The following is a 22,684-nucleotide window of genomic DNA, read 5'->3' as shown; positions in this document are numbered from 1 at the left end:
TTTGTTGAAAACAGCTTTCTGTTTTCTGCCCTGCGATTACCAGTGAGACTTTACGTCTCATTGCTTTTCGTCTTCTTCTTTGTTCAGTTTTCAAAGGTCAGTTAGTCGCTTTCACACTTGATGTGCGAATGTTTTCGTTTGTTTTTTGCGACTTTTAAATCATATCATTTTAGCAACTATCTGTCAACAACTTTTTAAAATTAATTTATGAATAAAATTCTTTTAAATTGCTGCTATCGTAGCGCCGAAAACTAATATATCAAGTTTTGAGAAATATGTCAACCGAATTATGCATAAAATTTAATAAAAATGAAAAAAATTGCAAGAAACATAAAAAAACACTTAGCTAGGCCAAGTGTTTTTGTTTTAATTATTTGCTTGTTTTTCTTTGCAATCTGGGCATGTACCATATACTTCGAGTCTGTGGTTATCGATTTCATAGCCAGTCATATGAGCTGCGAAATGCTCTACTTCATCTAAACCTGGATAATGAAAGTCAACTATTTTCCCACAAACATTACAAATTGCGTGGTAATGATTAGAAGTTGAAAAATCAAATCGACTAGATGCGTCACCATAGGATAATTCTTTAATTAGACCTGCATCGCGGAAAACGCGTAAATTATTATATACAGTTGCTACACTCATGTTTGGGAAGTTGCCTTCTAGAGACCGATATATGTCATCCGCGGTTGGGTGTGTATGTGAGTTAATTAAGAATTCAAGTATAGCATGACGCTGAGGAGTGATTCTTACTCCCGTTTTCTTCAAGACATCTACTGCCTCTTTTAGAGTTGCATTAGACACCGCCATGCACTCCCTTCCAAAAATAATTATTATCTTTATAATACCGGAAATAACGCTTAACTGTCAATAGAATGGCAGAATTTATAGCTTAATAACCTCTACTTAAATCAATCTCGTTACGTAATTGCTTATTTTCTTTCAAAAGATGAATATTTTCAAACCAAATTTCAAAGCTGCGTTCTAAATATTTGTCGGAATGTCCCGAAACATGTGGTGTGATTGTAACATTATTTGTGCCCCATAAGTAATTGTCTTCGGAAAGCGGTTCTTCTGGTAATACATCTAAATAAAAATGAGCTATTAGCTGCTGTTTTGAAGCTTGTTCTAGTACATTTAGCTCCACGGCACTCCCTCTTCCTATATTAATAAAAGCGGCATTTTCTTTCATTTGTTCAAAAAATGATAACGAATAGATTCCTGTTGTTTGTTCTGTATGCGGCAAAACACTAACAAAAAAATCGGCTAAAGGAGCTACTTTTTCGATGTCGTCCATGGCATATGTTTTACTGAATGGTTTTACAAGATGGCCTGTGGTATTAATGCCGATAACTTGCATATCGAATGCTTTAGCGAATTCAGCTACTTTTGCTCCGATAGCACCTGTGCCCGCGACAACTAATGTTTTTCCCGCTAGTTCTGTAATGGGTTCTTCACTTGCCCAATTTTTTTCTTTTTGCATTTTATAGAAGAAAGTAGCTTTTTTGACGTGAGATAGCATGAAAGATAATGCATATTCGCCCATTGGTATTGCATGAATTCCTCTTACATTTGCGACTTTTATTTGGCGTTCTTGGATTATTTCTCTAGGTAAGCTATCTACTCCAGCAGAGAATACCATGATTAATTGTAGTTTTTTAGCTTGTTTTATTTTTTCTTCTGTAATATTAGAGCCGTATGTGACGATGATATCTATTTCTGCTAAATCGGCAAAATGATTATTGCTTTCATAATAAAAAGTATCATCTGGAAATTTCTCTGCTTGCAAGGTTTTTAAGTGTTCGGGTACGTCTAAAGTAAATAAAATGTTCATTTTGCCGCACTTCCTTTCCTTTGCTATGATTTAATTTTATGCTTTTTTTCATTTATCGGCAATTATATTGTTTTTTCGATTGCGGCATCTTATTTTTTCGCATAGAATATAGTAGGTATTAAATTTTTGAGGAGATGACGAAATGGATCATTCTAAGTCAAAGCAATTGCATGATGAAGCACTTTTACATATAGTTGGCGGGGTTAATAGCCCATCTAGGTCAAATAAAGGAGTTGGCGGCGGAATTCCGGTAACAATGGAGCGAGCGAGTGGCGCTTATTTTTATGATGTGGATGGCAATAAGTATATTGATTACTTAGCGGCATTCGGGCCAATCATTACTGGGCATGCACATCCTCATATTACAGAAGCGATTACAAAAGCGGCACAAAATGGCGTTTTATACGGAACACCTACGAAACACGAAATAACGTTTGCGAAAATGTTAAAAGAAGCCATCCCTTCTCTTGAGAAAGTTCGTTTTACAAACTCTGGGACAGAAGCTGTTATGACAACTATTCGTGTGGCTCGTGCTTATACAGGAAGAGATAAAATTATTAAATTTGCTGGTTGTTATCACGGGCATTTTGATTTAGTGTTGGTGGAAGCTGGGTCTGGACCATCTACGCTTGGGATTCCTGATTCTGCTGGGGTAACAAAATCTACTGCAGAAGAAGTTATCACAGTTCCGTTTAATGATCTTGAAGCATTTAAGGAAGCACTCACTGTTTGGGGCGATCAAGTTGCGGCTGTTTTAGTAGAGCCAATTGTTGGTAACTTTGGAATGGTTGCACCAAAAGAAGGATTTTTAGAGGCGGTTAATGAACTCGCGCATGCCAATGATTCTTTAGTTATTTATGATGAAGTTATTACTGCTTTCCGCTTTATGTACGGTGGAGCTCAAAATTATCTAGGGGTTATTCCTGATTTAACTGCTATGGGTAAAATTATTGGTGGCGGTCTTCCGATTGGCGCTTATGGTGGTCGAATTGATATTATGGAAAAAGTGGCACCGCTTGGCCCGGCATATCAAGCTGGGACTCACGCTGGTAATCCGGCATCCATTCTTTCAGGGATTGCTTGTCTCGAAGTTTTACAAGAAGAAGGATTGTATGAGCGCTTTGAAAAATATGGTTCGATGTTGAAAGATGGCATTGAAAAAGCAGCTGCCAAACATGGTATCGCGGTTACCGTCAATCAAATTGTTGGTGCTTTAACAGTGTACTTTACGGATGAAGCGATTACTAACTACGCAGAAGCTGGTGCAACTGATGGCGAATTATTTGGACGCTTTTTCAAAGGAATGTTAGAAGAAGGTATTAATTTGGCGCCTTCTAAATACGAAGCATGGTTTATTACATCCGCGCATTCGGAAGCAGATATTGTAGAAACAATTGCAGCAGTTGATACAGTTTTTGGAAAAATGGTTCAAGATAACTAGGTAATATTACTTTATAAACTCGAGAGAAACGTTATAATAGAAGAAGAATGAGCGGGAAAATGCGAAAAGTCCCGCTCAAATAGTCTATAGAAAGGAATAACCTTCCATGAAATTCGGAGCTAGAATTTTGAAAACTGGTATTGCAATCACATTGGCGCTTTTTATCGCGCAACTTTGCAATTCACCCTCTCCATCTCTGGCAGGCATTTCCGCCGTTTTTGCTATCCAACCTTCTATTTATAGGTCTTATCGAACTATTCTAGAACGGGCACAAGGGAACGTAATTGGAGCTATCATTGCAATTATTTTTGGACTTTATATTGGTAATGATTTTATTTTAATCGGGGTTGCTTCGATTATCTGTGTTGCCTTATTAATGCAATTCCGCTTGGAGAATACGATTGGCCTCGCAGTTGTGACGCTCATTATCGTGATGGATTCTCCTGGTAATGACTTTTTAGAAATCGCACTTATTCGTTTTGGGACAATTATGTTAGGTTTACTTGCCGCATTTATTGTCAATCTGTTCTTTTTACCACCGAAATACGAGGTTTCATTGTTTCAGTTAATTTATAATACGAATAGCGAGATTGTTCGTTGGATTAAATTAAACTTGCGTCACGCTGCAGACTTCCCTCTTCTAAAAAAAGACATGGAATGGATGCAAAAACAGTTAAACCAAACGCGTAACTTATACGGATTATACCGAGAAGAACGTACTTTCTTAAAGAAAAATGCCATTTCAAAAGGGCGGAAAATTGCTGTTTATAGGCAGATGTTGCTTTGTTCTCAAAAAGGTTTTGAGCTTTTAAAAATTCAGCACCGTTATGAAAATGATTATTTGCAACTGCCGCCAGATAAGCAAGAATTAATTCGCCAACATATTGATTATTTAACTGATAAACATGAACAACTTTTATTAACTTATATTGATAAGGTTTCGATTGATCTTGAATATGTAGAATCTCATTTAGCACAAGACCCCCAAGATTTAATGCAACTTTTCTTGCGCGAAATGGAAGAAACGGAAAAAGATGAATATGAGGATATGATGGATAAATACCATTTAATGCGTATTATCGCCTCGATATTTGCTTATCAAGAGACTATCGATTATTTAGAAAAATTGATTCATAGTTTTAAACTAAGACATACAGAAGAAAATCAAATCGATATTAATGTTAACGAAGAATAAACAAAAAACGAGCTTGGAGATAAACTCCAAAGCTCGTTTTTTTAACGGTATTCTTTATACTTTTCATACCAAATGTCGATGTAGTCAGGAGAAAATGGACCTTTTTTGTCCAAAATCCAGTGGCTTAGCACATCCACATTATGTCGAAGTATCCGGTCAATCGAGTCCGGGTACTTCATTTGGCGACGGTGTTGTTCGTATTCGCCTTCATCAAGCAAATGAAACCTTCCATCCGGGAAAACCTTAATATCGAGGTCATAGTCAATGTACTTCAGCGCTTGCTCATCTACTGCAAAAGGTGTACCTAGATTGCAGTAATGATAAATGCCATCTTCTCTAATCATCGAAATTACATTAAACCAGTAATCACTATGAAAATAACAAATAGATGGTTCGCGCGTTACCCATTTACGTCCGTCTGCTTCCACAACTAATGTGTGGTCGTTTCCGCCGATAATAATATTCTCCGTAGATTTAAGCACCACTGTCTTTTTCCAAGTACGATGAAGTTTACCGTTATGTTTGTAGCTCTTGATCTGTATTATTTCTTTCTCTTTGGGTAAGTACATCCTTTATCCTACTTTCCTCATGTACTATCAAAATCATTATTATTATAACATAAGGCAAGACTGCAAAAAAACAATATCGTGCTGAAACGGAACATTTTCCTAAAAAAAGAGTGATTTTTATGCAAAATAGCTAATTTTCATCCATTTTTCTTTACTAGACTAAAAGCGTTCTGCCGCCATCTACTAAAATAGTTTGTCCGCGGATCATGTCTGCTTTATCACTAGCGAGGAAAAGCACGGCATTTACTAAATCATTGGGTTCAATCATTCGTCCGGCTGGGGTTTTGCTGACAGCATCTTTTAATAATTCTTCGCGGTTTGGGAAATGGTTGAGTGCATCTGTTTCGATCAAACCACCAGAAACTGCATTAACTGCAATGCCAAATGGCGCCAATTCAACGGCTAAATAACGAGTAAGTGATTCTACCGCCGCTTTAGAAACACCAACTGTCGTATAATTTTCTAAATAACGAATGGAACCAATTGAGCTCAAACTAATAATTTTCCCGCTTTGGTGGCGTTGCATTAGTTTAGCTGCTTCTTGGCCAGCAAATAATAAAGCCTTCGCATTAATATTCATTGTCCAGTCCCAGTGTGATTCCTCTAGTTCCATCAATGGCCGAAGTACGCCGCTCGCTGCATTGTTAATAAAAACATCTAAGCGTCCAAATTCCTCATCCACTGCTTTAAATAATTCTCTAATTTTTTCCACGTCGCCAACATTGGCTTTAAAAATCGTGCATTTTCTGCCAAGTTGTTCAATTTCTTGCTGTACTTCTTCTGCTTTTTTGCGATTTCTGGAAAAGTTGACCGCGATATCATACCCCTCTTTTGCAAGTGCGATGGCGATTTCTCTTCCCAGTCCGCGACTACTTCCTGTTACTAATGCTACTTTATTCATTTGTTACTCCCCCTTAAAATCTTTCCACGCTTGCCACATTTTTTGATATGGTACTGGAAAAGCAAGTCGCTTCATTTCTTCTTCTGTCGCAAAATACCAATTTTCATTTGGCTCCGCTGACTGAAGGCTTGCCACACGAATGTCCATTTTCCAAACTAAATGAGAGAAAACGTGTTTGATATGCGCAATTGGCTCATCTTTAAGTAAAACATCTAAGCCATAATTATGTAAAAATTGTAGTTTTGCTACTTCATCATTTTCTTTTTTGGTGATTTCGATGGTTGGAAATTGCCACATATTGGCTAGCAACCCATTTTCCGGACGCTTTTCGATGGCTATTTTCCCATCTTCTGATACTACGATGATGCTCAATAGTTCTTTTGTTTTCGTTTTTACTTTTTTGATTTTTACTGGATAATTCGTTTCAACGCCGTTTTTATGCGCTTCGCAAAACGGTTGAAGCGGGCAAAGCATACACATTGGTTTAGTCGGCGTACAGACGAGTGCCCCGATTTCCATTAAACCTTGGTTAAAAGCGGACGGATTTTCTTTGTCGATCAGTTGATATAGCACTTCTTCAAAAATTTTCCGGGTGGATGCTTTCATAATGTCTTCGCTTATTTCTAAAACACGCGCAATGACACGCATTACATTACCATCAACGGCGGGTTCTGCTTGATTGTAAGCAATGCTAAGAATAGCTCCAGCTGTATACGGACCAACACCTTTAAGTGATAGAATGGTTGTTAAATCGTTTGGGACTACACCAGAAAAATCTGCCATTACTTGTTTCATCGCTGTTTGAAGATTTCTGACACGAGAATAATAACCTAAGCCTTCCCAAGCCTTTAAAATATCTGCTTCATCCGCTTGAACAAAATCTTCCATCGTTGGAAATTGAGTCATAAAGCGATTAAAATATGGAATCACTGTGTCAACTTTTGTTTGTTGCAGCATGATTTCTGAGACCCAAATTCTGTACGGCTCGGTATTTTCGCGCCACGGTAAGACGCGTTTATTCGCTTCATACCAGGAAACGAGTGCTTCTTGGAAAGCGGTTATTTTTGTTTCATCCCATGTTAGTCTCTTCATTTTTCTCATTTTCCCCTCGTAATTCTAATAGATTTCTAATGTGTGTTGCTCCGGATGTGTAGTATAATGTAGACAGGGAATAAAATAGTATACCCATTCTTAAGCCGATTTCTATTATACCGAATGCTGGCTTAATTGAATAGTGTTGTGCTCTTTTAGGCAACACGACTTGTATTTTTCAAGACCGATTTTAGAGGAGGCAAAGTCATTGGATACTGGCACACACGTAGTAATGGGAATTGCACTCGGAGCGTTAGCAACCGTAGACCCGGTAGTTGCCGGAAGTTCTCAAGCTGCCATTGGTATTATGACAGCAACAATTATTGGTTCACAAATTCCAGACATTGACACTGTATTAAAACTTAAAAACAACGCTGATTATATTAGAAATCACCGAGGAATCACGCATTCCTTGCCGATGCTTGCCATTTGGCCATTACTTATTTCATCGATTTTATATTTACTTTTCCCGGCGGCCACGTTTATTCATTTACTGTTATGGACGTTTATCGCGGTGGGATTACACATTTTTGTAGATATTTTTAATGCTTACGGGACACAAGCAATTAGACCGTTTAAAGAAACATGGGTCGCATTTGGATTTATCAACACGTTTGATTGGTTCATTTTTGGTTCTCATGTAGTTGCTATTGCGGCTTGGTTGTTAGGTTCGCCAGCATTACCTACGTTTGGCACGCTTTACGTCATTTTGGCACTTTATTATGTGGCAAGATTCGTTACACAGCGAATGATCAAACATGCAGTTCAAAACTTAATTCCTGATTCAGAAGAAATCATTATCGCTTCCACTATCCACTTCTTCCAGTGGCGTGTGGCAGTAACAACCAAAGATCATTATTATGTAGGTCGAGCTTTCAAACGTAACATCTCTATCTATGAAAAATTTGACCGCTTACCCGTTCCAGATAATGAAATCATTCGTTCTGCAAAAAAAGACAAAAACCTCGCTGCTTTTATCTCTTTCTCCAAAGTTTACAACTGGCGTATTGAGGAAAAACTAGATGGTACTTATGTAACCTTTACCGATTTACGTTATCGCAGTAATGGACATTATCCATTTGTAGCAGTAGTTAAGCTAGATGATGATTTAAACATTATCTCATCGTACACTGGTTGGATTTTCTCGACAGAAAAATTATACAAAAAGCTAGCACCTGTTAGTATTTAAAAAAAAGACCCGGATTCCGGGTCTTTTTTATTTATCTACCTGTACTTCCTACCCCACCAACACGTGTTTCGTTGGCAACGATATCTGTATCAGCTACTAAGTATTTTTGGAATACGCCTTGCGCAACACGTTCACCAGCTTCAATTACTACTGGTTCGGAAGAGAAATTTTTGATGGCAATACCGATGTTGCCGTCATTACCAGGATTACTATAATAAGAAGAATCGATAATTCCTGTACCGTTACATAGTAATAACCCTTTTTTAATACCAATGGAAGAACGCACATGGATATTTAACACTTCATCTTCTTGCATATAACTTTTAATATCTGTCCAAAAAATATGTTTTTCTCCTGGCGCGATAGTTATTGTTTCGTTGGAGAAGAAATCATAGCCGGCTGAACCTTTATCACCGCGTATTGGTAAAGATATCGTTTGTTCTGGAAACTTTCTGCTTGCTTCATTTACTACCTCAAATCCTCTTACTTTCACTTTGTTCACTCCTATTTGTTTGGGTCTTTTCGTTCAACTTGATGTAAAAAGCTACCGTGGCGCTCGATTTGCTGACGAACGTAATCCGCCGCGTATTCAGGACCGCGGTATGGGTAACCTGCTTTTGCATAGGAACTTTCGAAATCGGACCAAAGCATTTCAATCCACCATAAAGCTTTTTCTTTATCTAAATGCGGGTTTTTAGCCATCAATTCCGCCGTTAGTTCATCTAAATATGTGTACACTTCACTCTTCCTCCTCGAAACTGATTTCATTTTCAGTTAGGTATGATTGAATTGTATCATAAGAAAAACCTTTCTGCATTAGCGATGTGATTGTTTTTTGCTTAGCGATACTAGGTTTGTAGCGTTTATTTTTGCGCATGGTTTTTTCGACTTGTTTTTGTAAGATATCTGCTTCATCGGCTACAGCTATTTCGCTCGTTGCTTCTATGGCAGCTGTTTTGGCTAATTCACTCGTATATCCTTTTTGAATTAAGTCGGTGATAATTTTTTGTTGGAGCATTTTTTTGGCACTTTTGTTGTTGCGCTTCATGATTTTGATTGCTTGTTTCGTGGCATTTTCGAGCTGGGCTTCGTCGGAATATTCTTCGATAACTTGGCTAATGATTTCTCGTGTTAAGCCTTTTTCGACTAGTTCGCGTTCGATCGTTCGCGGGCCTTTTAGTGTTGTCTTGATTTGGGTTTTGGTGTATAGTTCCGCAAATTCGACATCGTTAATGTAGTCCATGTCGGCTAATTTTTTTAAAATCTCATCGATGGCAAAAGGTTCCATTTCCTGTTTTCTTAAATAATCGCGAATTTCTTTTTCCGAGCGGACGCGGTGAGATAAGAAATTAATTGCTTTATTAAGACCTTTGCGAACCATATCGGCTTGTTTGAGTTCTTCTATTTCAGCCTCAGTTAGTGTTTTTCCTTTCATTAGCTGGTAGCGGGCTAAAACTTCTTCGTCAACACTAAAGTTGTATTTTTCATCAATAAAAATGTTGTAGCGTTCTTTGTTTTTCTGTTGGACACTTATGGACGTGATTTTCATAATCCGCCTCCTTCTCTTCTCTATCATACCGCAAAAAATGGTTTTAATACTACTAAAAAGGGAATAAACTAGTTAGGACAATAAAGAGGTGATAAAATTGCATATCTTACTTACAGGCGCAACGGGTTTTATTGGTGATCATTTAGTACATGAATTAGAAAAATCTGATCATGAACTTTATATTTTAACGAGACAAAAGCTAAAAAACCGCGCGAATGTACATTATATTGAATGGTTAAATGATGATAAATTACCTAATTTAGACGATTTACCAGTGGATGTTTGTATTAATTTTGCAGGTGCTGGTTTGATGGATGAAAAATGGACTTATGATAGAAAGAAAGTGATTGTAAATAGCCGCATCGAAGCTACTTCAGCGCTTCTATCGATTGTGAAGAAAATGAAATCCAAGCCAAAACTGTGGATTAATGCAAGTGCAATTGGGGCTTATACGTCCTCTAAATCAACTATTTATCTGGATACAGAAGAAAATGACTATGCCGATAATTTCTTAGGAAAAACGGTTTATGAATGGGAAAAAACTGCGCGTGCGGCGGGAGACTTAGGTATTCGCGTTGTTTATGCGCGCTTTGGTCTTGTGCTTGGGACGGATGGAGGCTCATTCCCTGTTTTCGAAAAGCTATTTCAAACTTATACGGGTGGCCGTTTTGGTAATGGTAGACAATGGTATTCCTGGATTCATATTGACGATGTTGTCGCAGCGTTATTATTTCTTTTTGACCATGAGGAAATAAGTGGCGTCGTTAACTTTACTGCTCCACATCCTGTCCAAGAAAAGAAATTTGCGGAACGACTCGGGAAAAAGATGCATAAACCATATAAAACGCCCGTTCCTAAAAAAATTATCAAGTTTATTCTTGGTGAACGCGCTATGACTATTTTAGATAGCCAGCGAGCTTATCCGGAAAAATTAATGAGTCATCATTTTGAATTTCACTTTGAAACTTTACAGGAAGCGCTAGATGACTTGCTTGATTAATAAAAAACCAGACTCTGAATTTACTCAGAATCTGGTTTTTTTGTTTGTTCTTCAAGCGGCAAATCAAGGACGACTTGGTTGTTTGCAAGTGGTCGTTTTTTACCAACGAGAATCATTAGTTGTAACATCGTAAAAGCAATGGAGCTTCGTTTTCTAAAGGCAACAAATTTCTGTTCCCATTCGGTAACATATTTGGATTTGAAATTACGTAATCCTTTGAAGCCGTAGAATCCTTGGCTATAACGGTAAACAAGTCCTGCTAATCGTTCTCCTAAAAAGGCATATTTGCTTTCTCCGACATTCGCAAGTGGCGCCATGCCGGCATTAAATGTTTGGAAGCCATCTTCTTTGGCTTGTTCGAATAAGTTGATGAAAAGGAAATCCATAATACCTGATGGCGCTTCTTTGGAATAACGCATTAAGTCGATGGACGTCATTTCGTCTGTATAAGATGGCATCATTGAGGCAAAACCAACGACCGTGCCTTCTCCGTTTTTAGCGATGGCGATTGGTGCTTGTTCGAGATAATAGGTATCAAAGAATCCTAGGGAAAAACCTTTTTCTTCCCTACCATCCAGCCATTCATCGGACACAGCTCGTAGTGTCGTCCATGTTTCATGATCAAATGGTGGATTTATTATTTCGAATGTATAGCCTTCGCGTTCTAACTTGTTCATTAGTGCGCGTTCGCCTTTTTTCTTTTTGCCGCTCATAGTGAAGTTTTGGACGTCCACGAAGCCTTCTTCACCTAGTTTGATAAAGTCAAAGCCGTGATCGTGTAAATAAGGAATCATTGTGCCGCGAACTTCATAGAAAACTGGTCGATAACCGAAACGATCCGCGTTCATCATCACTTCTTCAATCGCATCTTCCATTTTATCCATATTTCCGGTTGGCTCTCCCATGATAACCATTTTGTCCGCAATAATTCGGTAAGAGAAAAGCACTTCCCCGTTTGCTGCCCAGAAAAGCAGTTTATCACGTAAGAACATTGTATGGCTGACTTCATTTCCGCCCCATTTTGCTAGGTGGTCACGCACTTTGACAGCTTCAAATGGTGAGCCTAATTTTTCTTTTGTTGTAGATAAATAAATGTAGATAACCACTAGACTAACGACAGCGATAAAGACACCGACAAATCCGACTAACCATAGATGTTCAGAGGCAATACGTAAATAGTCTGGAATTTCTTTAGAATGCTTGATATTTGGCGAATTGTAAATACCGATAACGATATAACCTGCCAAACAAACAATGAAAATAATGCTATCAATAATTACTTTACTCCATGTATATACCAGTTTTTCCCGGTAAAATTCATTACGAGCTAGGAATAAACATAATAAAACAATTCCTAAAAAGATAGCTTGCTTAATCGAGAATACGCGAGCTAATGTATTGAAAATCGCGCAACCTAGGACGATAACCGTAATAATGTATGCTTTTTTCGTTTTACATTCAATCCCTCGTGCAAGTCCGAGCAGTAAAAAGCCGAAAGCAACAATCGTAATTTGGGATGTAAATAAGAAATTAAACGGCATAATTTTGTATAGAAATGGCACGTGATAAATCGCGTTTGGCACAGATGAAGATAAAATTAGCAGTAAACCAGATCCATAGACAAAAATAACTAAAAAGCGATGCGCCACTTTTTGTAAAAATAGCAGTGGCAAGCCTTCTAAAAAGTCATTCACTCGTTTGCCGGCTTTTTGAACGAAGAATAGTAACCCGACTACGAATGGAATAATATAGTAGAAAATCCGATAAAATAGCATCCACGCGAGCGCCAACTCTTGCGAAACGCCTAATTGGCTTAGTCCAAGAATCATTACAACGTCAAACGTCCCTACACCACCGGGAACCATGGACGCGATTCCGATAACAGAAGCGATGACGAATAACGGGAATACTTTGAAGATGTCTACTGGCTCTCCCATTAACGTACCAATAATAGCGAAACAACCGAATGCAAAGCCCCACTCTAAAAGGGACGCTACAATTAAAGTTAATTCTCTTTTAATTGGCAAATCGACGAAAAGTGACTTACTTTTCCATTTTGTGATTGTGAATAAAATAGGGAAATAAAGTCCTCCAGCAAGTAACCACGGCCAGTAATTAACAAAATGATCTGCAAATCCTGGAATGAGTAATGTGGCTAATGATACTAAACAGTAAATCGATAAGCCAGATACTAAGAATAAAGCAATTTTGGAAATAGCTAGTAAAATTTCTTTATGGGAAGCATTTTTTCCGTAGAAGCTTGCTCTTAGGCTGGCTCCTAACACCCCACCGAATCCGCCAATATTCGTAAAAGTATTGGTGATCCAACCAGAAGCAATCACATGTGATGGTGAAAACTTTCCGGGTAACAACTTAACAATGACATAATCATATAAAAGCATTGGGGTCACTGCGATTAAGCCGACGATAAACATAATAAATATTTGTTCTGGGCTTTGGGAAGTGATATTGGCTTTTAATGACGAATAGTCAATTCCGGTCGCAATATTAATAATTTCGTAGATAACAAATCCCATTACAAAAGTGATAAAGACAATTTTGACGATGGTGCTATTTTTTTGAAACCAAGCATAGGCTTGCATTAATTTTTCTTTCATAACAGAGTCTCCTTAACATTTTCCATTCATCTTCTTTTATTTATTCGTTTTCTAACGGACGGTACAGCATACGCGAGCATAATACCGATTAAACCACTTAACGTATTTAGAATGATGTCATCTATGTCTGTCGAACGATTAGGTGGTAGCGAAATGCCTTCGAATCCTGTAATCATCGTTGTTTGTGCAAATTGTAGTAGTTCGATGCCGCATGAAGTAAGGAATACTACTAGCAGTGTTTTGCTCGCTGTGTTTGTTATTTTGAAGTAAAGCATGAAGAAAGACAGTGGGCATAGTAATAAAACATTCCCGATAATTTGAATGATAGTAGGCATCGTTGGTAATGTTTGCTTGAATGTATTTTCTATTGTTGTAAAAGGTATTAAATTCATCATTTCTTTTTGAATATGGAAGGTTCCGGTATACGTACTATTCACGAAATCTCCAATTGATATGTAAGCCACTAGGTGTAATAAGATAATTATATAAAGAATAAAAACACAAAACCAGATAAAGTCAATCCAATTTTTCAGCTGCGCCATGTTAGTTAATATGATTGTCGCTAAAAAAAGTAAACAACTATTAGCAATCGCATTGATTAAATCAGCGTTATTCCCAAATTGTAATGCGAGCGAAATCCCGTAAAGGAGATATAATACTGGCAATAACAATACAAAAAAACGGCATTTTTGGACCTGCATTCTCGTATTCCAACGCCTTCCGTTTCAAAATCAGCTTTCAGACTCTCTGAATAAGCTCCTAGTAACAGTTTAGCAGATATAAAAATGAAAAGAAAGCTTGTTTGTGCTTACATTTTTGCAAGCTTATGTAAGGGTTTCGGGTTCTTATTTTCCTTTTAACCGAAAAAGTGCTACAATTTCTTAATGATATTTGTGGAGGAGACTAGGATGAAAGAATTATTAGGATTATTAAAAGAAGGTAATAAATCGGCTTTAACTGCGGCGCTTGTTAATACAATTGTTTCCATTATTAAAGGCGTGACTTATTTTTTTACAGGAAATATTGCGATGTTTGCTGAAACGTTACATAGTCTTGGTGATGCGGCTAACCAATTTTTTGTTTTTATCGGCTCTGCTTTAAGTAAGAAACGACCAACGAAACGTTTTCCGCATGGTTTTGGGCGGATGGTTAACTTAGTATTACTTGGTGCGGTGATTGTGGTTGGGATTATGGCATTTGAAACGATTCGTGAAGGTTTCGCGCATATTATCCATCCGACAAGTTCGACCGGTTTTCTGATTAACCTTACAGTCCTTTTACTTTGTACCGTACTTGAGTTTTCGGTTTTAGTGAAGGCAATGCATGAAATTGCACATGATGTTGGTCTAGAATCAAAAGGACTTCAATTGTTTAAAGACAGCATTTTAAACCTCGGTAAGGCAAAAGCGGCAACCAAACTGGTATTTTTAGAAGATTCCGTTGCAACTGGTGGCGGACTGCTTGCGATGATTGCGGTTATTATTTCCCACTTCACCCCTTTCCATCAAGCAGAAGGTATTGCTTCGATGTTGATTGGTGTCATGATGTTTATCGTTGTTGGAAAAGTCTTTTTGGACAATGCAGCGGGTGTTATTGGCGAGTCGGATCAAAGTATGCATTTGACAGTTGGCCAGCTAGTAATGAGCGATCCGGATGTTCGCGATATTCAAGTTTTAACGGTACTTAAAGAAGGCGACGTTTTCCATGTCGATGTCGAGGTTGAATTAGACCCAATGCTGACACTCGCTGAAGTAGATGATATTAAAGATCGTTTAGAAGAAAACATTGGTAGTCTGCGCGGCGTTGCGGATGTACTCATTTCGTTTGATGAAGATGATGCGATTCGAAACTGGGAATATGGTGACGGACGTTAAAATTAAAAAACAGCCAAGTGCGCGCACTTGGCTGTTTTTTTAGTCTCCGGGATTAATGATCGCAAGCACTTGATGGTCTTCCCATGTACCATTAATACGAACATTTTGTACTGCGAGCCCTTCTAAATGGAAGCCCGCTTTTAAAAGTACTTGTTTAGAACGTTCATTTTTTGGCATTACACCGGCTTCGATACGATGAAGTCCAAGGATATCAAAACCAAAATCTACTATTAATTGTACTGCTTCCGTTGCATAACCGTTCCCATTATGTTCTTTATCGAGAAAATAACCAATGAATGCCGACTGCAACGATTCACGTAAAATGCTAAATAAATTAATTGTACCAATCAGCTCATCAGTATCATTCAAGAAAATCCCATAATAATATTCCACATCACTCGCAGCAAAATCCTCTAAACGTGAAATAAGCGCTTGCTGTTCCTCTATCGTATAAAATCGCTCATCCCGTTCCATTGAATATCCTTCAAAAAATGCTTTATTTGCTAAATGAAATGCTAGTTTTTGATTCGCATCTACTATTTGAAAAGGTCTTAAATAAATCCGTTCCCCTGTAATCCGCATTCGTATCCCTCCCGCATTTTTCTAAATTATAAGATTGTTCTCGTTTGATTGCAAGTATGACTTCTAAGTCAAATTCATCATCATACCCATTTTATTAAAAAATAAACCTTCTATTACGAATATAAGTGTGTTATTATGTTGATGTTAGTTATTTTTATATTATTTTTCTAAAAAATGGAGGTTTTTTTAATGATTGTTAATGCGGAAACAGAAGACGCAACTCTCCTTCTCGATGGTTTACTTCAAAACGTGGCGATAATTCGTTTTGATATTAATAAAAAAGTAACTTATGCTAATGCCCTTTTTGCGGAAGCGATGGGATACTCTGAAGAAGAAATGTTGAAATTATCCCACCCAGACTTATGCTTTCCTGATTTTGTCCAAAGTACGAGCTACAAAGAAATGTGGACAAACCTACTTGCCGGGCAAAAATTTCAAAATAAAATTGAGCGTAAAAATGCACGCGGCGAACGTGTTTGGTTTGAAGCAACGTATATCCCGATTATTCGCGAAGACTTGGTCGTTGGTGTTGCAAAAATCGCAACAGATATTACGCGAAGAGAAGAAACAGTCCATGATTTTGCATCAGGTTTAAAAAATATGGCAACCAATTTAAAAGAACATTCCAGTGTTGGAAAAACGCGTAGTGAAGCTCTCCTCGAACTCGTGAAATCAATCACGAAAGAGTCGAATGAAAATACCGATACACTCCATGACTTGCAAACAGAGGCGCAAAATATTCACGGCATTATTAATACAATTAATGGTATTGCCTCGCAAACGAATTTACTTGCGCTCAATGCAGCCATCGAAGCCGCACGCGCTGGTGATGCTGGCCGCGGATTTAGTGTTGTCGCTGAAGAAGTTCGCAAACTTTCAAGCCGTGTAGAAGAAGCGATTAAAGAAGTAGAAAAAAGTGTCAATGGTATCACGCAAGAAATTAATACGATTTCCAGTGGTACAGAACGTGTCGAAGCAAAAGTCGAGGAAAGCCAAGAAGTGCTTATTTTATCTTTAGAAGATTTTAGCCAAATTGAATCTGCATCTACTGCCTTGGATCAAAATGCCGGTGCTTTCACAAAAATGATTTAACTGGCTGAACAAAGGAGCGAAGAAATCTTGAAACTTATTGGAAAACATCCTTCTGGTCGCGCCATTATTATCCGTTTGAACAACCAAGAATACCATTATGAAACCGCAAATAGTTTTGGAAGCGCCACTTCACTTACGAGAGCAAAGACAGAAGCTAGAGCCGATAGTTTTACCTCTAGTGAAATGGACCAAGGGTTACATATTGGTAACTGGCACTGGAAAGAGCTTAGATAAACGAAAATCCCACCTATAAAAATAGGCGGGATTTTTTATTTATGCGTTCAAATCTTTTTCTAATTGGTCTTTAAAAGCCGTTGCCACATCAAACACAGTAACAAATTGGAAATCGCTCACATTGTAATGGACAACAAACTTGTTATCCCGGTGGCGAACCATAATGGAAGAGCGAACTTTATCACCAATTGCATCTCCTGCTTGTGTTTCGTTATAGAAAATCCAGTGTGTTGCTTCGATGGGATTTGCTGTTTTTTCGGCAAGATCGTTTTGGACTAATTGTTTTATTTCATCGCTTAATTCTGGTGCGAATTCATTTTCGATATAACCGTACCAGATAGTTCGGTAGTATTTTTCTTCAAATTCATTTGTTTCATCAAATAGTTTTTTCATGATTGTTTCCTCCTATTGGCTGTTATTTCTATTCATGATACCTTTTTAAGCGTTCTTCTAATGTTCCAGCGTGCAGTTCAAAGAGATGATTATCAAAGTCATAAAAATAAATCGACCGTCCCTCGCCTTGGACTCTAGGGCGTTCTGGTTTTATTTCCACACCAAGAGATTTAATTCGCTCGATATATTCATCCATTTCCTCGGATTGAATTTGGAACGCAATATGATTGTAAGTTCGCTCTTGTAAAGATTCCCCTTCCATAATACAAATCCACAGACCAGCTATTAGAAAAAATTTTTCTTTGGAAAGTGAAAAAGTGTTGTCTCCACTTGAGTAGATTTCTTTTGCATTAAAAATTTCCTGCAAGAAAGTAGTTGTTCTATCCAAATCTTTCACAATCAGCGTTATATGGCTTAGTCCTGAAATCATCATGTTCCACAACCTTTATTTATCTTTTAGCTGTAAAAGCACCACTGTCTCTACATGCGCTGTTTGCGGGAACATATCGACAGGTTGCATATAGCGAATGCGATATTTTTTCGCAAGTAAAGCTAAATCGCGAGCTAAAGTGGACGGATTACAAGATACGTAAACAAGTTGTTTCGCTTCTACTTCTAAGAGTGATTTAATCAGTCCTTGGTCACAGCCGCTTCTTGGTGGGTCAACGATGACAGCATCTGGGCGGAAACCTTCTTTTACCCATTTAGGCAATACGTCTTCTGCTTTGCCTATTTCATAATAAACATTTTCAATGCCATTTTTCTCAGCGTTTCGTTTGGCATCTTCAATGGATTCTGGAATGATATCCATGCCGCGGACTTCTTTTACTTTTCCGGCAAAAGCTTGTCCGATTGTTCCAACGCCGCAATAAGCATCAACTAATGTTTCACTGCCTGTTAGTACAAGTGCTTTTTCAACTTCTTGATAGAGCCGCTCTGTTTGGAACGGATTTAATTGGAAAAAGGCACGAGCCGATAAATCGAATTCGAGTTCCATTAATTTTTCTTCAATGCTTTCTTTTCCTGCTAAGAGGAACGTTTCATCGCCGAAAATGAGCGAAGATTTTGCTTGGTTTACGTTTTGCATGATTGAAGTCACTTCTGGAAGAGCTGCTTCGATTTCTGCCAGGATTTCGCGTTTTTTCGGTAGTTTTTTACTATTCGTAATGAAAACTAGTTGTGTTTCGCCTGTTTTGACACCTGTACGAACGACGATTGTCCGGACGATACCACTACCAGCTTTTTCATCATAAATTGGTACGCCGTATTTTTCGAGTAAGTCGCGAACAAAATTCGTTACTTTGATGGTAACGGGTTGTTGGACGATACAATCTTCAATTGGAACAAGTTGATGGGAGTTAGCTCCGAAAAGTCCTGTTTCGACTTGGCCACTGCCTACCATTCTTGTTTGGAATTGGCTCTTATTGCGGTAACGCCAAGGATCTTCCATGCCGATTGTTGGGCGAATTTTTAATTTCGCTGGATCGATTTTTGTATGTTTTTCGATTGATTGAATAACAATATCTCGTTTTAATTCAAGTTGGGCGCTATAGGCCACGTGTTGCAGCTGGCAACCACCACACGCCTCATAAACTGGGCAAGGTGCGGTAACTCGGTTGGGAGATTTTTTACGGATTTTATTTAATTTTGCTTCGGTGAAACGATCACGAACTTTGACCGCTTCGACAACTACCTCTTCACCGGTAATTGCGCCAGGTACAAATACAACTGCTTTTTTAAAGTAGCCAATTCCTTCCCCGTTGATTCCCATACGTCGAATCGTTAGTGGGAATTTTTGGCCTTCTTCTACTGGATTTTGATTCATTATTTTCCTCCATCATTCCAAGTCTTCATTAATACTAACAAAAAAACAGCAACTTGTCAGTAGTTTACGGCATGATTTCCAGACTTTCATCGACAATGATGCTATTTTCAACAGAACGAACCATCGAACAGTATTTTGGGGTTAATTTTAGCGCCTTTTCAAGTGATTTAGGCTCCAAGTTATCTCCTGTAATTTTAAAATGCAGATGTATCGCGCTAATCCGATTTTCTTCTTCGGGGATGCGCTCCATCGTTGCGTCTATCCATAAATCGCTGAACTCCACCCGTTTTTTTCTTAAAATGTTGCGAAAAACAATGGCGCTACAACTGGCAATAGACATTAACATCAAATCAGCGGGTGAATAGTTGGTCCTTTTGTCATCAATTAAAAAATCCCCTGTGTCAAACCCATTTTCGGTATAAACTAGCTTTAATGGTTTTGTCATCCTAATCCCTCATTTCTTCTCTTTTATCGTACAAAAAATCTCCTTATTAAGCAAATTAGTAGTATAATGAACGAATAGTCGACCAAAAAAGGAGGCTACTCGTGTTATGGAAGGAGTAGGAAATAAAGTGATTGTTTTAGCTGGAATGATTGGCGCTGGGAAAAGTAGTTATACAGAACTAATCGCAAATGAACTTGGAACAAAAGCATTTTATGAAAGTATTAAGGATAATCGTATCCTTGAAATGTTTTATGATGACCCAAAAAGATGGGCTTTTGCCTTACAAATATATTTTTTAAATACCCGTTTTCGCAGTATTAAAGCTGCTCTGACGGATCAAAATAATGTGCTTGATCGAAGCATTTATGAGGACGCGCTTTTTACACAAATTAATTTTGAAGAAGGTAACATTTCAGAGCCTGAGATGGATACATACCTTGATTTGCTTGATAATATGATGGAAGAACTTGCCTATATGCCGAAAAAAGCACCGGATTTGTTGATATACTTGCGCGGAAGTTTGGAGACGGTTCTCAGTCGGATTTCTCTGCGTGGGCGCCCTTATGAGCAAATTGACGATAATCCCGGTTTGCTTGAATATTATAAACACCTTCATAGTCGTTATGACAGCTGGTTTGCATCCTATGATAAAAGTGATACGCTGGTGATTAACATTGACGAGATTGATATTACTCAACCGGCGGATGCTAACTATGTCATGCAGTTAATTCGTGAAAAATTAAAACGCTAAAACAGACTTATGCTGTTTTAGCGTTTTTTCAATTGATTTCGCCTAATTCTTTTTTCTTTTTGCGAATTGCGAGTGTGGCGTTTAGCTCTCCGCCTATCATTAAAATAATGCCGGTCAAATAAAACCATAACATTAAAATAATAATTACCCCGATACTGCCATAAGTAGCCGAGTAGTTGCCAAAATTGTTCACGTAATAGGCAAATCCTACTGAAGCGACTGTCCATCCGATTGTTGAAAATAGTGCTCCCGGAAGGACACTGATTAACGTACTCCGCCTGTTTGGTGCCACCCAGTATAAAAAGGTAAAGACAACAAAAATAACAACGAGCGTAACGGTCCAACGAAGATTATTCCAAAAACTAAGAAAGTCTTCCGAGAAATTTAAATGATTTATTAAAAACATCCCAATTTGCTGTCCGAATACGAGTAATAGCAAGGTCGCCCCTACTGTTGCAAGCATTGCGAGCGTGAAAAACATGGATAATAAGCGTTGCACGACGTAATTTCGTTTATTCGTTACGCCATACGCTTTATTGAGCGATTTCATGACCGCATTCATACCGTTCGATGCCGACCATAACGTCGCGATAATCCCGATGGAAAGTAAGCCGCCATTTTTCTGCGTTAGTAAGTTATTTAAATTTTCTTCTAAAAAGTCCATAATCTGGTCTGGCGCGAATTCTTTAATCATATTAAAAACAGAATCTTTATCAATATGAAGGTATGCAAGTAACGTCGCCGCGATTAAGAGCATTGGAAAAATCGAAAACAGCATGTAATAAGCTAACTGTGCTGCATTTCCGGAAACATCATTTCGCCCTACTCGCGTGCTTACTGCTTGGCCTACTTGGACAATCCCGTTATTTTTAATATATTTTACAACTTTTTTCCACACTACTAAGGCCCCCTGTTCTAGTCATTCGTCTGGAAGTTTTTGTGCTATTATGGTAAAATTTTGTCTATTAGCTTGAAAGGAGCAAAAAGATGAATCTTGAAACCCCTTCGCAGGAAAATTTAACTTTTATGTTAACTGAAATTACTACAAAACTAAAAATGGTAAATGTTGGTGTTTTTGAAAATCTTGAGCTTGACTCTGTTGATTATAACGCACTTATCGATATTTATCAGCTAATAAAACGCAAATCCAATTTTAGCCCGCGCGAAATGCAATTATTTGCAGAAGAGTTGCGCCGGATTAGAAAATAAAACAAATTCCAGCCACTGTTTAGTGGTTTTTTGTTTGGAAATAATTAGTACCAAAATCCACTAAATCCCGCATATCATAAATTTTCGTCGGTGCTCCGATAATGGATGTTGGATGAAAATCACGCTCTTTCTCGTAAGCTCGACCTAAAGCGATAAACGCCTCACTATTATAGTCGATTTCTTGATACTTTTCCCAAATGATTTCGCCGTTTTTTAGAAAAGCAGCTTGATTTTCGATAAGCGGAAAAGTGTTAGATCGTTCTTCTGCCAGATGTAGCGATGTATTGTTATTATTATCGACGCCAAACAAAATGATTTTCGCGCCAAGTTGGTAGAGTTTTCCAAGCGGTGACTCATCATTCATACTTTTCGCAAGCGGCTGGTTAGCAAGGATATGTTCTTTGTCCTTTCCCCAGGCACAAAACGAATGATACGGATGAAAACTACGCGCGACATCGGGTATTACTCGAAAAGTTTCCGCAATAACGCCCATTCCGCGAGTCGGTGTTACGAGTGGGTCAAATGGTGGTGTTTCTGCGCGAATGATTTTCCACCAACTTTCTGGAACTGGCGGATTTTCCCATTTAGATGGATCCGTTAATTGTCCGGTTTGAGCTGGCATAACAATATTGCCCGTTTCACCAACAAGTTCTTGTAAGGCTAAAATAACCGTCACTGGGCCGCCGCAAATCCAGTCTGCTTTTGACATTGAAGCATGAAAAATAATCGTATCCCCTTTTTCAATACCCGCTTTTCTTAGGTCAGACACGATTTTATGTTTTGTTGCTGGTTTTTTCGTTCGCCAGATGGCCATTTTTTCTCCCATTTCGTCTCTCACCACCCCTAAAAATAAAACCAGATGCCTAGAAAAAAACGTCAATGTAAAAG

The 22,684-nt window shown here is 38.1% G+C and carries 26 protein-coding genes; 9 read left to right on the top strand and 17 right to left on the bottom strand.

The window, feature by feature from the left end:
• Positions 1 to 366 precede the first annotated feature (366 nt).
• Both perR and HCB49_RS13950 read right to left on the bottom strand, forming a co-directional pair.
• Positions 367 to 813, bottom strand: coding sequence for a peroxide-responsive transcriptional repressor PerR (gene perR, locus HCB49_RS13955; RefSeq protein ID WP_008947641.1), 447 nt, complete (start codon positions 811 to 813; stop codon positions 367 to 369).
• An 82-nt stretch (positions 814 to 895) separates the two neighbouring features.
• A complete protein-coding gene (locus tag HCB49_RS13950) occupies positions 896 to 1,837 on the bottom strand; it encodes an NAD(P)-dependent oxidoreductase (protein ID WP_185605288.1) in 942 nt (313 codons plus the stop codon).
• A gap of 142 nt (positions 1,838 to 1,979) precedes the next feature.
• On the opposite strand from HCB49_RS13950, the gene HCB49_RS13945 reads away from it, so the two are divergent.
• Positions 1,980 to 3,278: a glutamate-1-semialdehyde 2,1-aminomutase gene (locus HCB49_RS13945; protein WP_185605287.1), complete on the top strand. Its 1,299-nt coding sequence runs from the start codon at positions 1,980 to 1,982 to the stop codon at positions 3,276 to 3,278.
• Positions 3,279 to 3,384: 106 nt separating this feature from the next.
• Entirely contained in the window at positions 3,385 to 4,473 is a 1,089-nt protein-coding gene (locus HCB49_RS13940) for an aromatic acid exporter family protein (RefSeq protein WP_003739130.1), read from the top strand.
• A gap of 41 nt (positions 4,474 to 4,514) precedes the next feature.
• On the opposite strand, the gene ntdP is transcribed toward HCB49_RS13940, so the two are convergent.
• The 3 genes from ntdP to mutY all read right to left on the bottom strand — a co-directional run bounded on the left by ntdP (position 4,515) and on the right by mutY (position 7,044).
• Complete coding sequence (gene ntdP / locus HCB49_RS13935) at positions 4,515 to 5,042, bottom strand: nucleoside tri-diphosphate phosphatase (protein ID WP_003723875.1); 528 nt, start codon at positions 5,040 to 5,042, stop codon at positions 4,515 to 4,517.
• A gap of 154 nt (positions 5,043 to 5,196) precedes the next feature.
• The gene (gene fabL, locus HCB49_RS13930; RefSeq protein ID WP_185392594.1) at positions 5,197 to 5,943 is read right to left on the bottom strand and encodes an enoyl-[acyl-carrier-protein] reductase FabL; all 747 of its coding nucleotides are present in this window, start codon (positions 5,941 to 5,943) and stop codon (positions 5,197 to 5,199) included.
• 3 nt (positions 5,944 to 5,946) lie between these two features.
• Positions 5,947 to 7,044: an A/G-specific adenine glycosylase gene (gene mutY, locus HCB49_RS13925; RefSeq protein WP_185481417.1), complete on the bottom strand. Its 1,098-nt coding sequence runs from the start codon at positions 7,042 to 7,044 to the stop codon at positions 5,947 to 5,949.
• 199 nt (positions 7,045 to 7,243) lie between these two features.
• Here mutY and HCB49_RS13920 point away from each other — a divergent pair, with 199 nt between their 5' ends.
• On the top strand, positions 7,244 to 8,224 hold the full coding sequence (locus HCB49_RS13920; RefSeq protein WP_185605286.1) for a metal-dependent hydrolase: 981 nt from the start codon (positions 7,244 to 7,246) through the stop codon (positions 8,222 to 8,224).
• 31 nt (positions 8,225 to 8,255) lie between these two features.
• Here the strand turns inward: HCB49_RS13920 and HCB49_RS13915 are convergent, their stop codons facing one another.
• The 3 genes from HCB49_RS13915 to recX are packed head-to-tail and all read right to left on the bottom strand — an operon-like array spanning position 8,256 to position 9,773.
• Positions 8,256 to 8,717 (bottom strand): dCTP deaminase/dUTPase family protein, encoded by a 462-nt coding sequence (locus tag HCB49_RS13915; RefSeq protein ID WP_185605285.1) that lies wholly within the window; start codon positions 8,715 to 8,717, stop codon positions 8,256 to 8,258.
• Positions 8,718 to 8,728: 11 nt separating this feature from the next.
• Positions 8,729 to 8,962, bottom strand: a complete 234-nt coding sequence (locus HCB49_RS13910) for a YfhJ family protein (protein WP_008948041.1) — start codon at positions 8,960 to 8,962, stop codon at positions 8,729 to 8,731.
• 1 nt (position 8,963) lies between these two features.
• Positions 8,964 to 9,773 carry a recombination regulator RecX gene (gene recX / locus HCB49_RS13905; RefSeq protein WP_185605284.1) on the bottom strand — a complete coding sequence of 270 codons (810 nt, stop codon included), beginning with the start codon at positions 9,771 to 9,773 and terminating at the stop codon, positions 8,964 to 8,966.
• Positions 9,774 to 9,870: 97 nt separating this feature from the next.
• On the opposite strand from recX, the gene HCB49_RS13900 reads away from it, so the two are divergent.
• Positions 9,871 to 10,773: a TIGR01777 family oxidoreductase gene (locus HCB49_RS13900; protein ID WP_185605283.1), complete on the top strand. Its 903-nt coding sequence runs from the start codon at positions 9,871 to 9,873 to the stop codon at positions 10,771 to 10,773.
• 20 nt (positions 10,774 to 10,793) lie between these two features.
• Here HCB49_RS13900 and mprF read toward each other — a convergent pair whose 3' ends face one another.
• Complete coding sequence (gene mprF / locus HCB49_RS13895; RefSeq protein ID WP_185605282.1) at positions 10,794 to 13,391, bottom strand: bifunctional lysylphosphatidylglycerol flippase/synthetase MprF; 2,598 nt, start codon at positions 13,389 to 13,391, stop codon at positions 10,794 to 10,796.
• A gap of 26 nt (positions 13,392 to 13,417) precedes the next feature.
• Entirely contained in the window at positions 13,418 to 14,092 is a 675-nt protein-coding gene (locus tag HCB49_RS13890) for a VanZ family protein (protein ID WP_185605281.1), read from the bottom strand.
• 207 nt (positions 14,093 to 14,299) lie between these two features.
• Between HCB49_RS13890 and HCB49_RS13885 the strand changes: the two genes are divergently transcribed.
• The gene (locus tag HCB49_RS13885) at positions 14,300 to 15,265 is read left to right on the top strand and encodes a cation diffusion facilitator family transporter (RefSeq protein WP_185481424.1); all 966 of its coding nucleotides are present in this window, start codon (positions 14,300 to 14,302) and stop codon (positions 15,263 to 15,265) included.
• A 39-nt stretch (positions 15,266 to 15,304) separates the two neighbouring features.
• On the opposite strand, the gene HCB49_RS13880 is transcribed toward HCB49_RS13885, so the two are convergent.
• Positions 15,305 to 15,847, bottom strand: coding sequence for a GNAT family N-acetyltransferase (locus HCB49_RS13880; protein ID WP_185605280.1), 543 nt, complete (start codon positions 15,845 to 15,847; stop codon positions 15,305 to 15,307).
• 189 nt (positions 15,848 to 16,036) lie between these two features.
• Here HCB49_RS13880 and HCB49_RS13875 point away from each other — a divergent pair, with 189 nt between their 5' ends.
• Positions 16,037 to 16,939 (top strand): methyl-accepting chemotaxis protein, encoded by a 903-nt coding sequence (locus tag HCB49_RS13875; RefSeq protein ID WP_185605279.1) that lies wholly within the window; start codon positions 16,037 to 16,039, stop codon positions 16,937 to 16,939.
• A gap of 27 nt (positions 16,940 to 16,966) precedes the next feature.
• Positions 16,967 to 17,173 carry a hypothetical protein gene (locus HCB49_RS13870; protein ID WP_185605278.1) on the top strand — a complete coding sequence of 69 codons (207 nt, stop codon included), beginning with the start codon at positions 16,967 to 16,969 and terminating at the stop codon, positions 17,171 to 17,173.
• A gap of 39 nt (positions 17,174 to 17,212) precedes the next feature.
• Here the strand turns inward: HCB49_RS13870 and HCB49_RS13865 are convergent, their stop codons facing one another.
• From HCB49_RS13865 to HCB49_RS13850, 4 genes are all read right to left on the bottom strand, one after another.
• Entirely contained in the window at positions 17,213 to 17,566 is a 354-nt protein-coding gene (locus tag HCB49_RS13865; protein WP_185605277.1) for a hypothetical protein, read from the bottom strand.
• Positions 17,567 to 17,594: 28 nt separating this feature from the next.
• Entirely contained in the window at positions 17,595 to 17,996 is a 402-nt protein-coding gene (gene fosX / locus HCB49_RS13860; protein WP_185605292.1) for a fosfomycin resistance hydrolase FosX, read from the bottom strand.
• A 15-nt stretch (positions 17,997 to 18,011) separates the two neighbouring features.
• Entirely contained in the window at positions 18,012 to 19,391 is a 1,380-nt protein-coding gene (gene rlmD, locus HCB49_RS13855) for a 23S rRNA (uracil(1939)-C(5))-methyltransferase RlmD (RefSeq protein WP_185605276.1), read from the bottom strand.
• A 64-nt stretch (positions 19,392 to 19,455) separates the two neighbouring features.
• Complete coding sequence (locus tag HCB49_RS13850) at positions 19,456 to 19,836, bottom strand: OsmC family protein (RefSeq protein WP_185481432.1); 381 nt, start codon at positions 19,834 to 19,836, stop codon at positions 19,456 to 19,458.
• 106 nt (positions 19,837 to 19,942) lie between these two features.
• Here HCB49_RS13850 and HCB49_RS13845 point away from each other — a divergent pair, with 106 nt between their 5' ends.
• On the top strand, positions 19,943 to 20,587 hold the full coding sequence (locus tag HCB49_RS13845) for a deoxynucleoside kinase (protein WP_185605275.1): 645 nt from the start codon (positions 19,943 to 19,945) through the stop codon (positions 20,585 to 20,587).
• A gap of 28 nt (positions 20,588 to 20,615) precedes the next feature.
• On the opposite strand, the gene HCB49_RS13840 is transcribed toward HCB49_RS13845, so the two are convergent.
• Positions 20,616 to 21,485: a YihY/virulence factor BrkB family protein gene (locus HCB49_RS13840; protein ID WP_185605274.1), complete on the bottom strand. Its 870-nt coding sequence runs from the start codon at positions 21,483 to 21,485 to the stop codon at positions 20,616 to 20,618.
• 89 nt (positions 21,486 to 21,574) lie between these two features.
• On the opposite strand from HCB49_RS13840, the gene HCB49_RS13835 reads away from it, so the two are divergent.
• Entirely contained in the window at positions 21,575 to 21,796 is a 222-nt protein-coding gene (locus tag HCB49_RS13835) for a DUF1128 domain-containing protein (RefSeq protein WP_185392631.1), read from the top strand.
• A gap of 19 nt (positions 21,797 to 21,815) precedes the next feature.
• Here HCB49_RS13835 and HCB49_RS13830 read toward each other — a convergent pair whose 3' ends face one another.
• Positions 21,816 to 22,622, bottom strand: coding sequence for an AAC(3) family N-acetyltransferase (locus HCB49_RS13830; protein WP_185605273.1), 807 nt, complete (start codon positions 22,620 to 22,622; stop codon positions 21,816 to 21,818).
• Between the last annotated feature and the right edge of the window lie 62 nt (positions 22,623 to 22,684).

It is taken from the genome of Listeria cossartiae subsp. cayugensis, from assembly GCF_014229095.1.
Classification (GTDB): domain Bacteria; phylum Bacillota; class Bacilli; order Lactobacillales; family Listeriaceae; genus Listeria; species Listeria cayugensis.
This window is presented reverse-complemented; position numbering and strand designations above follow the sequence as displayed.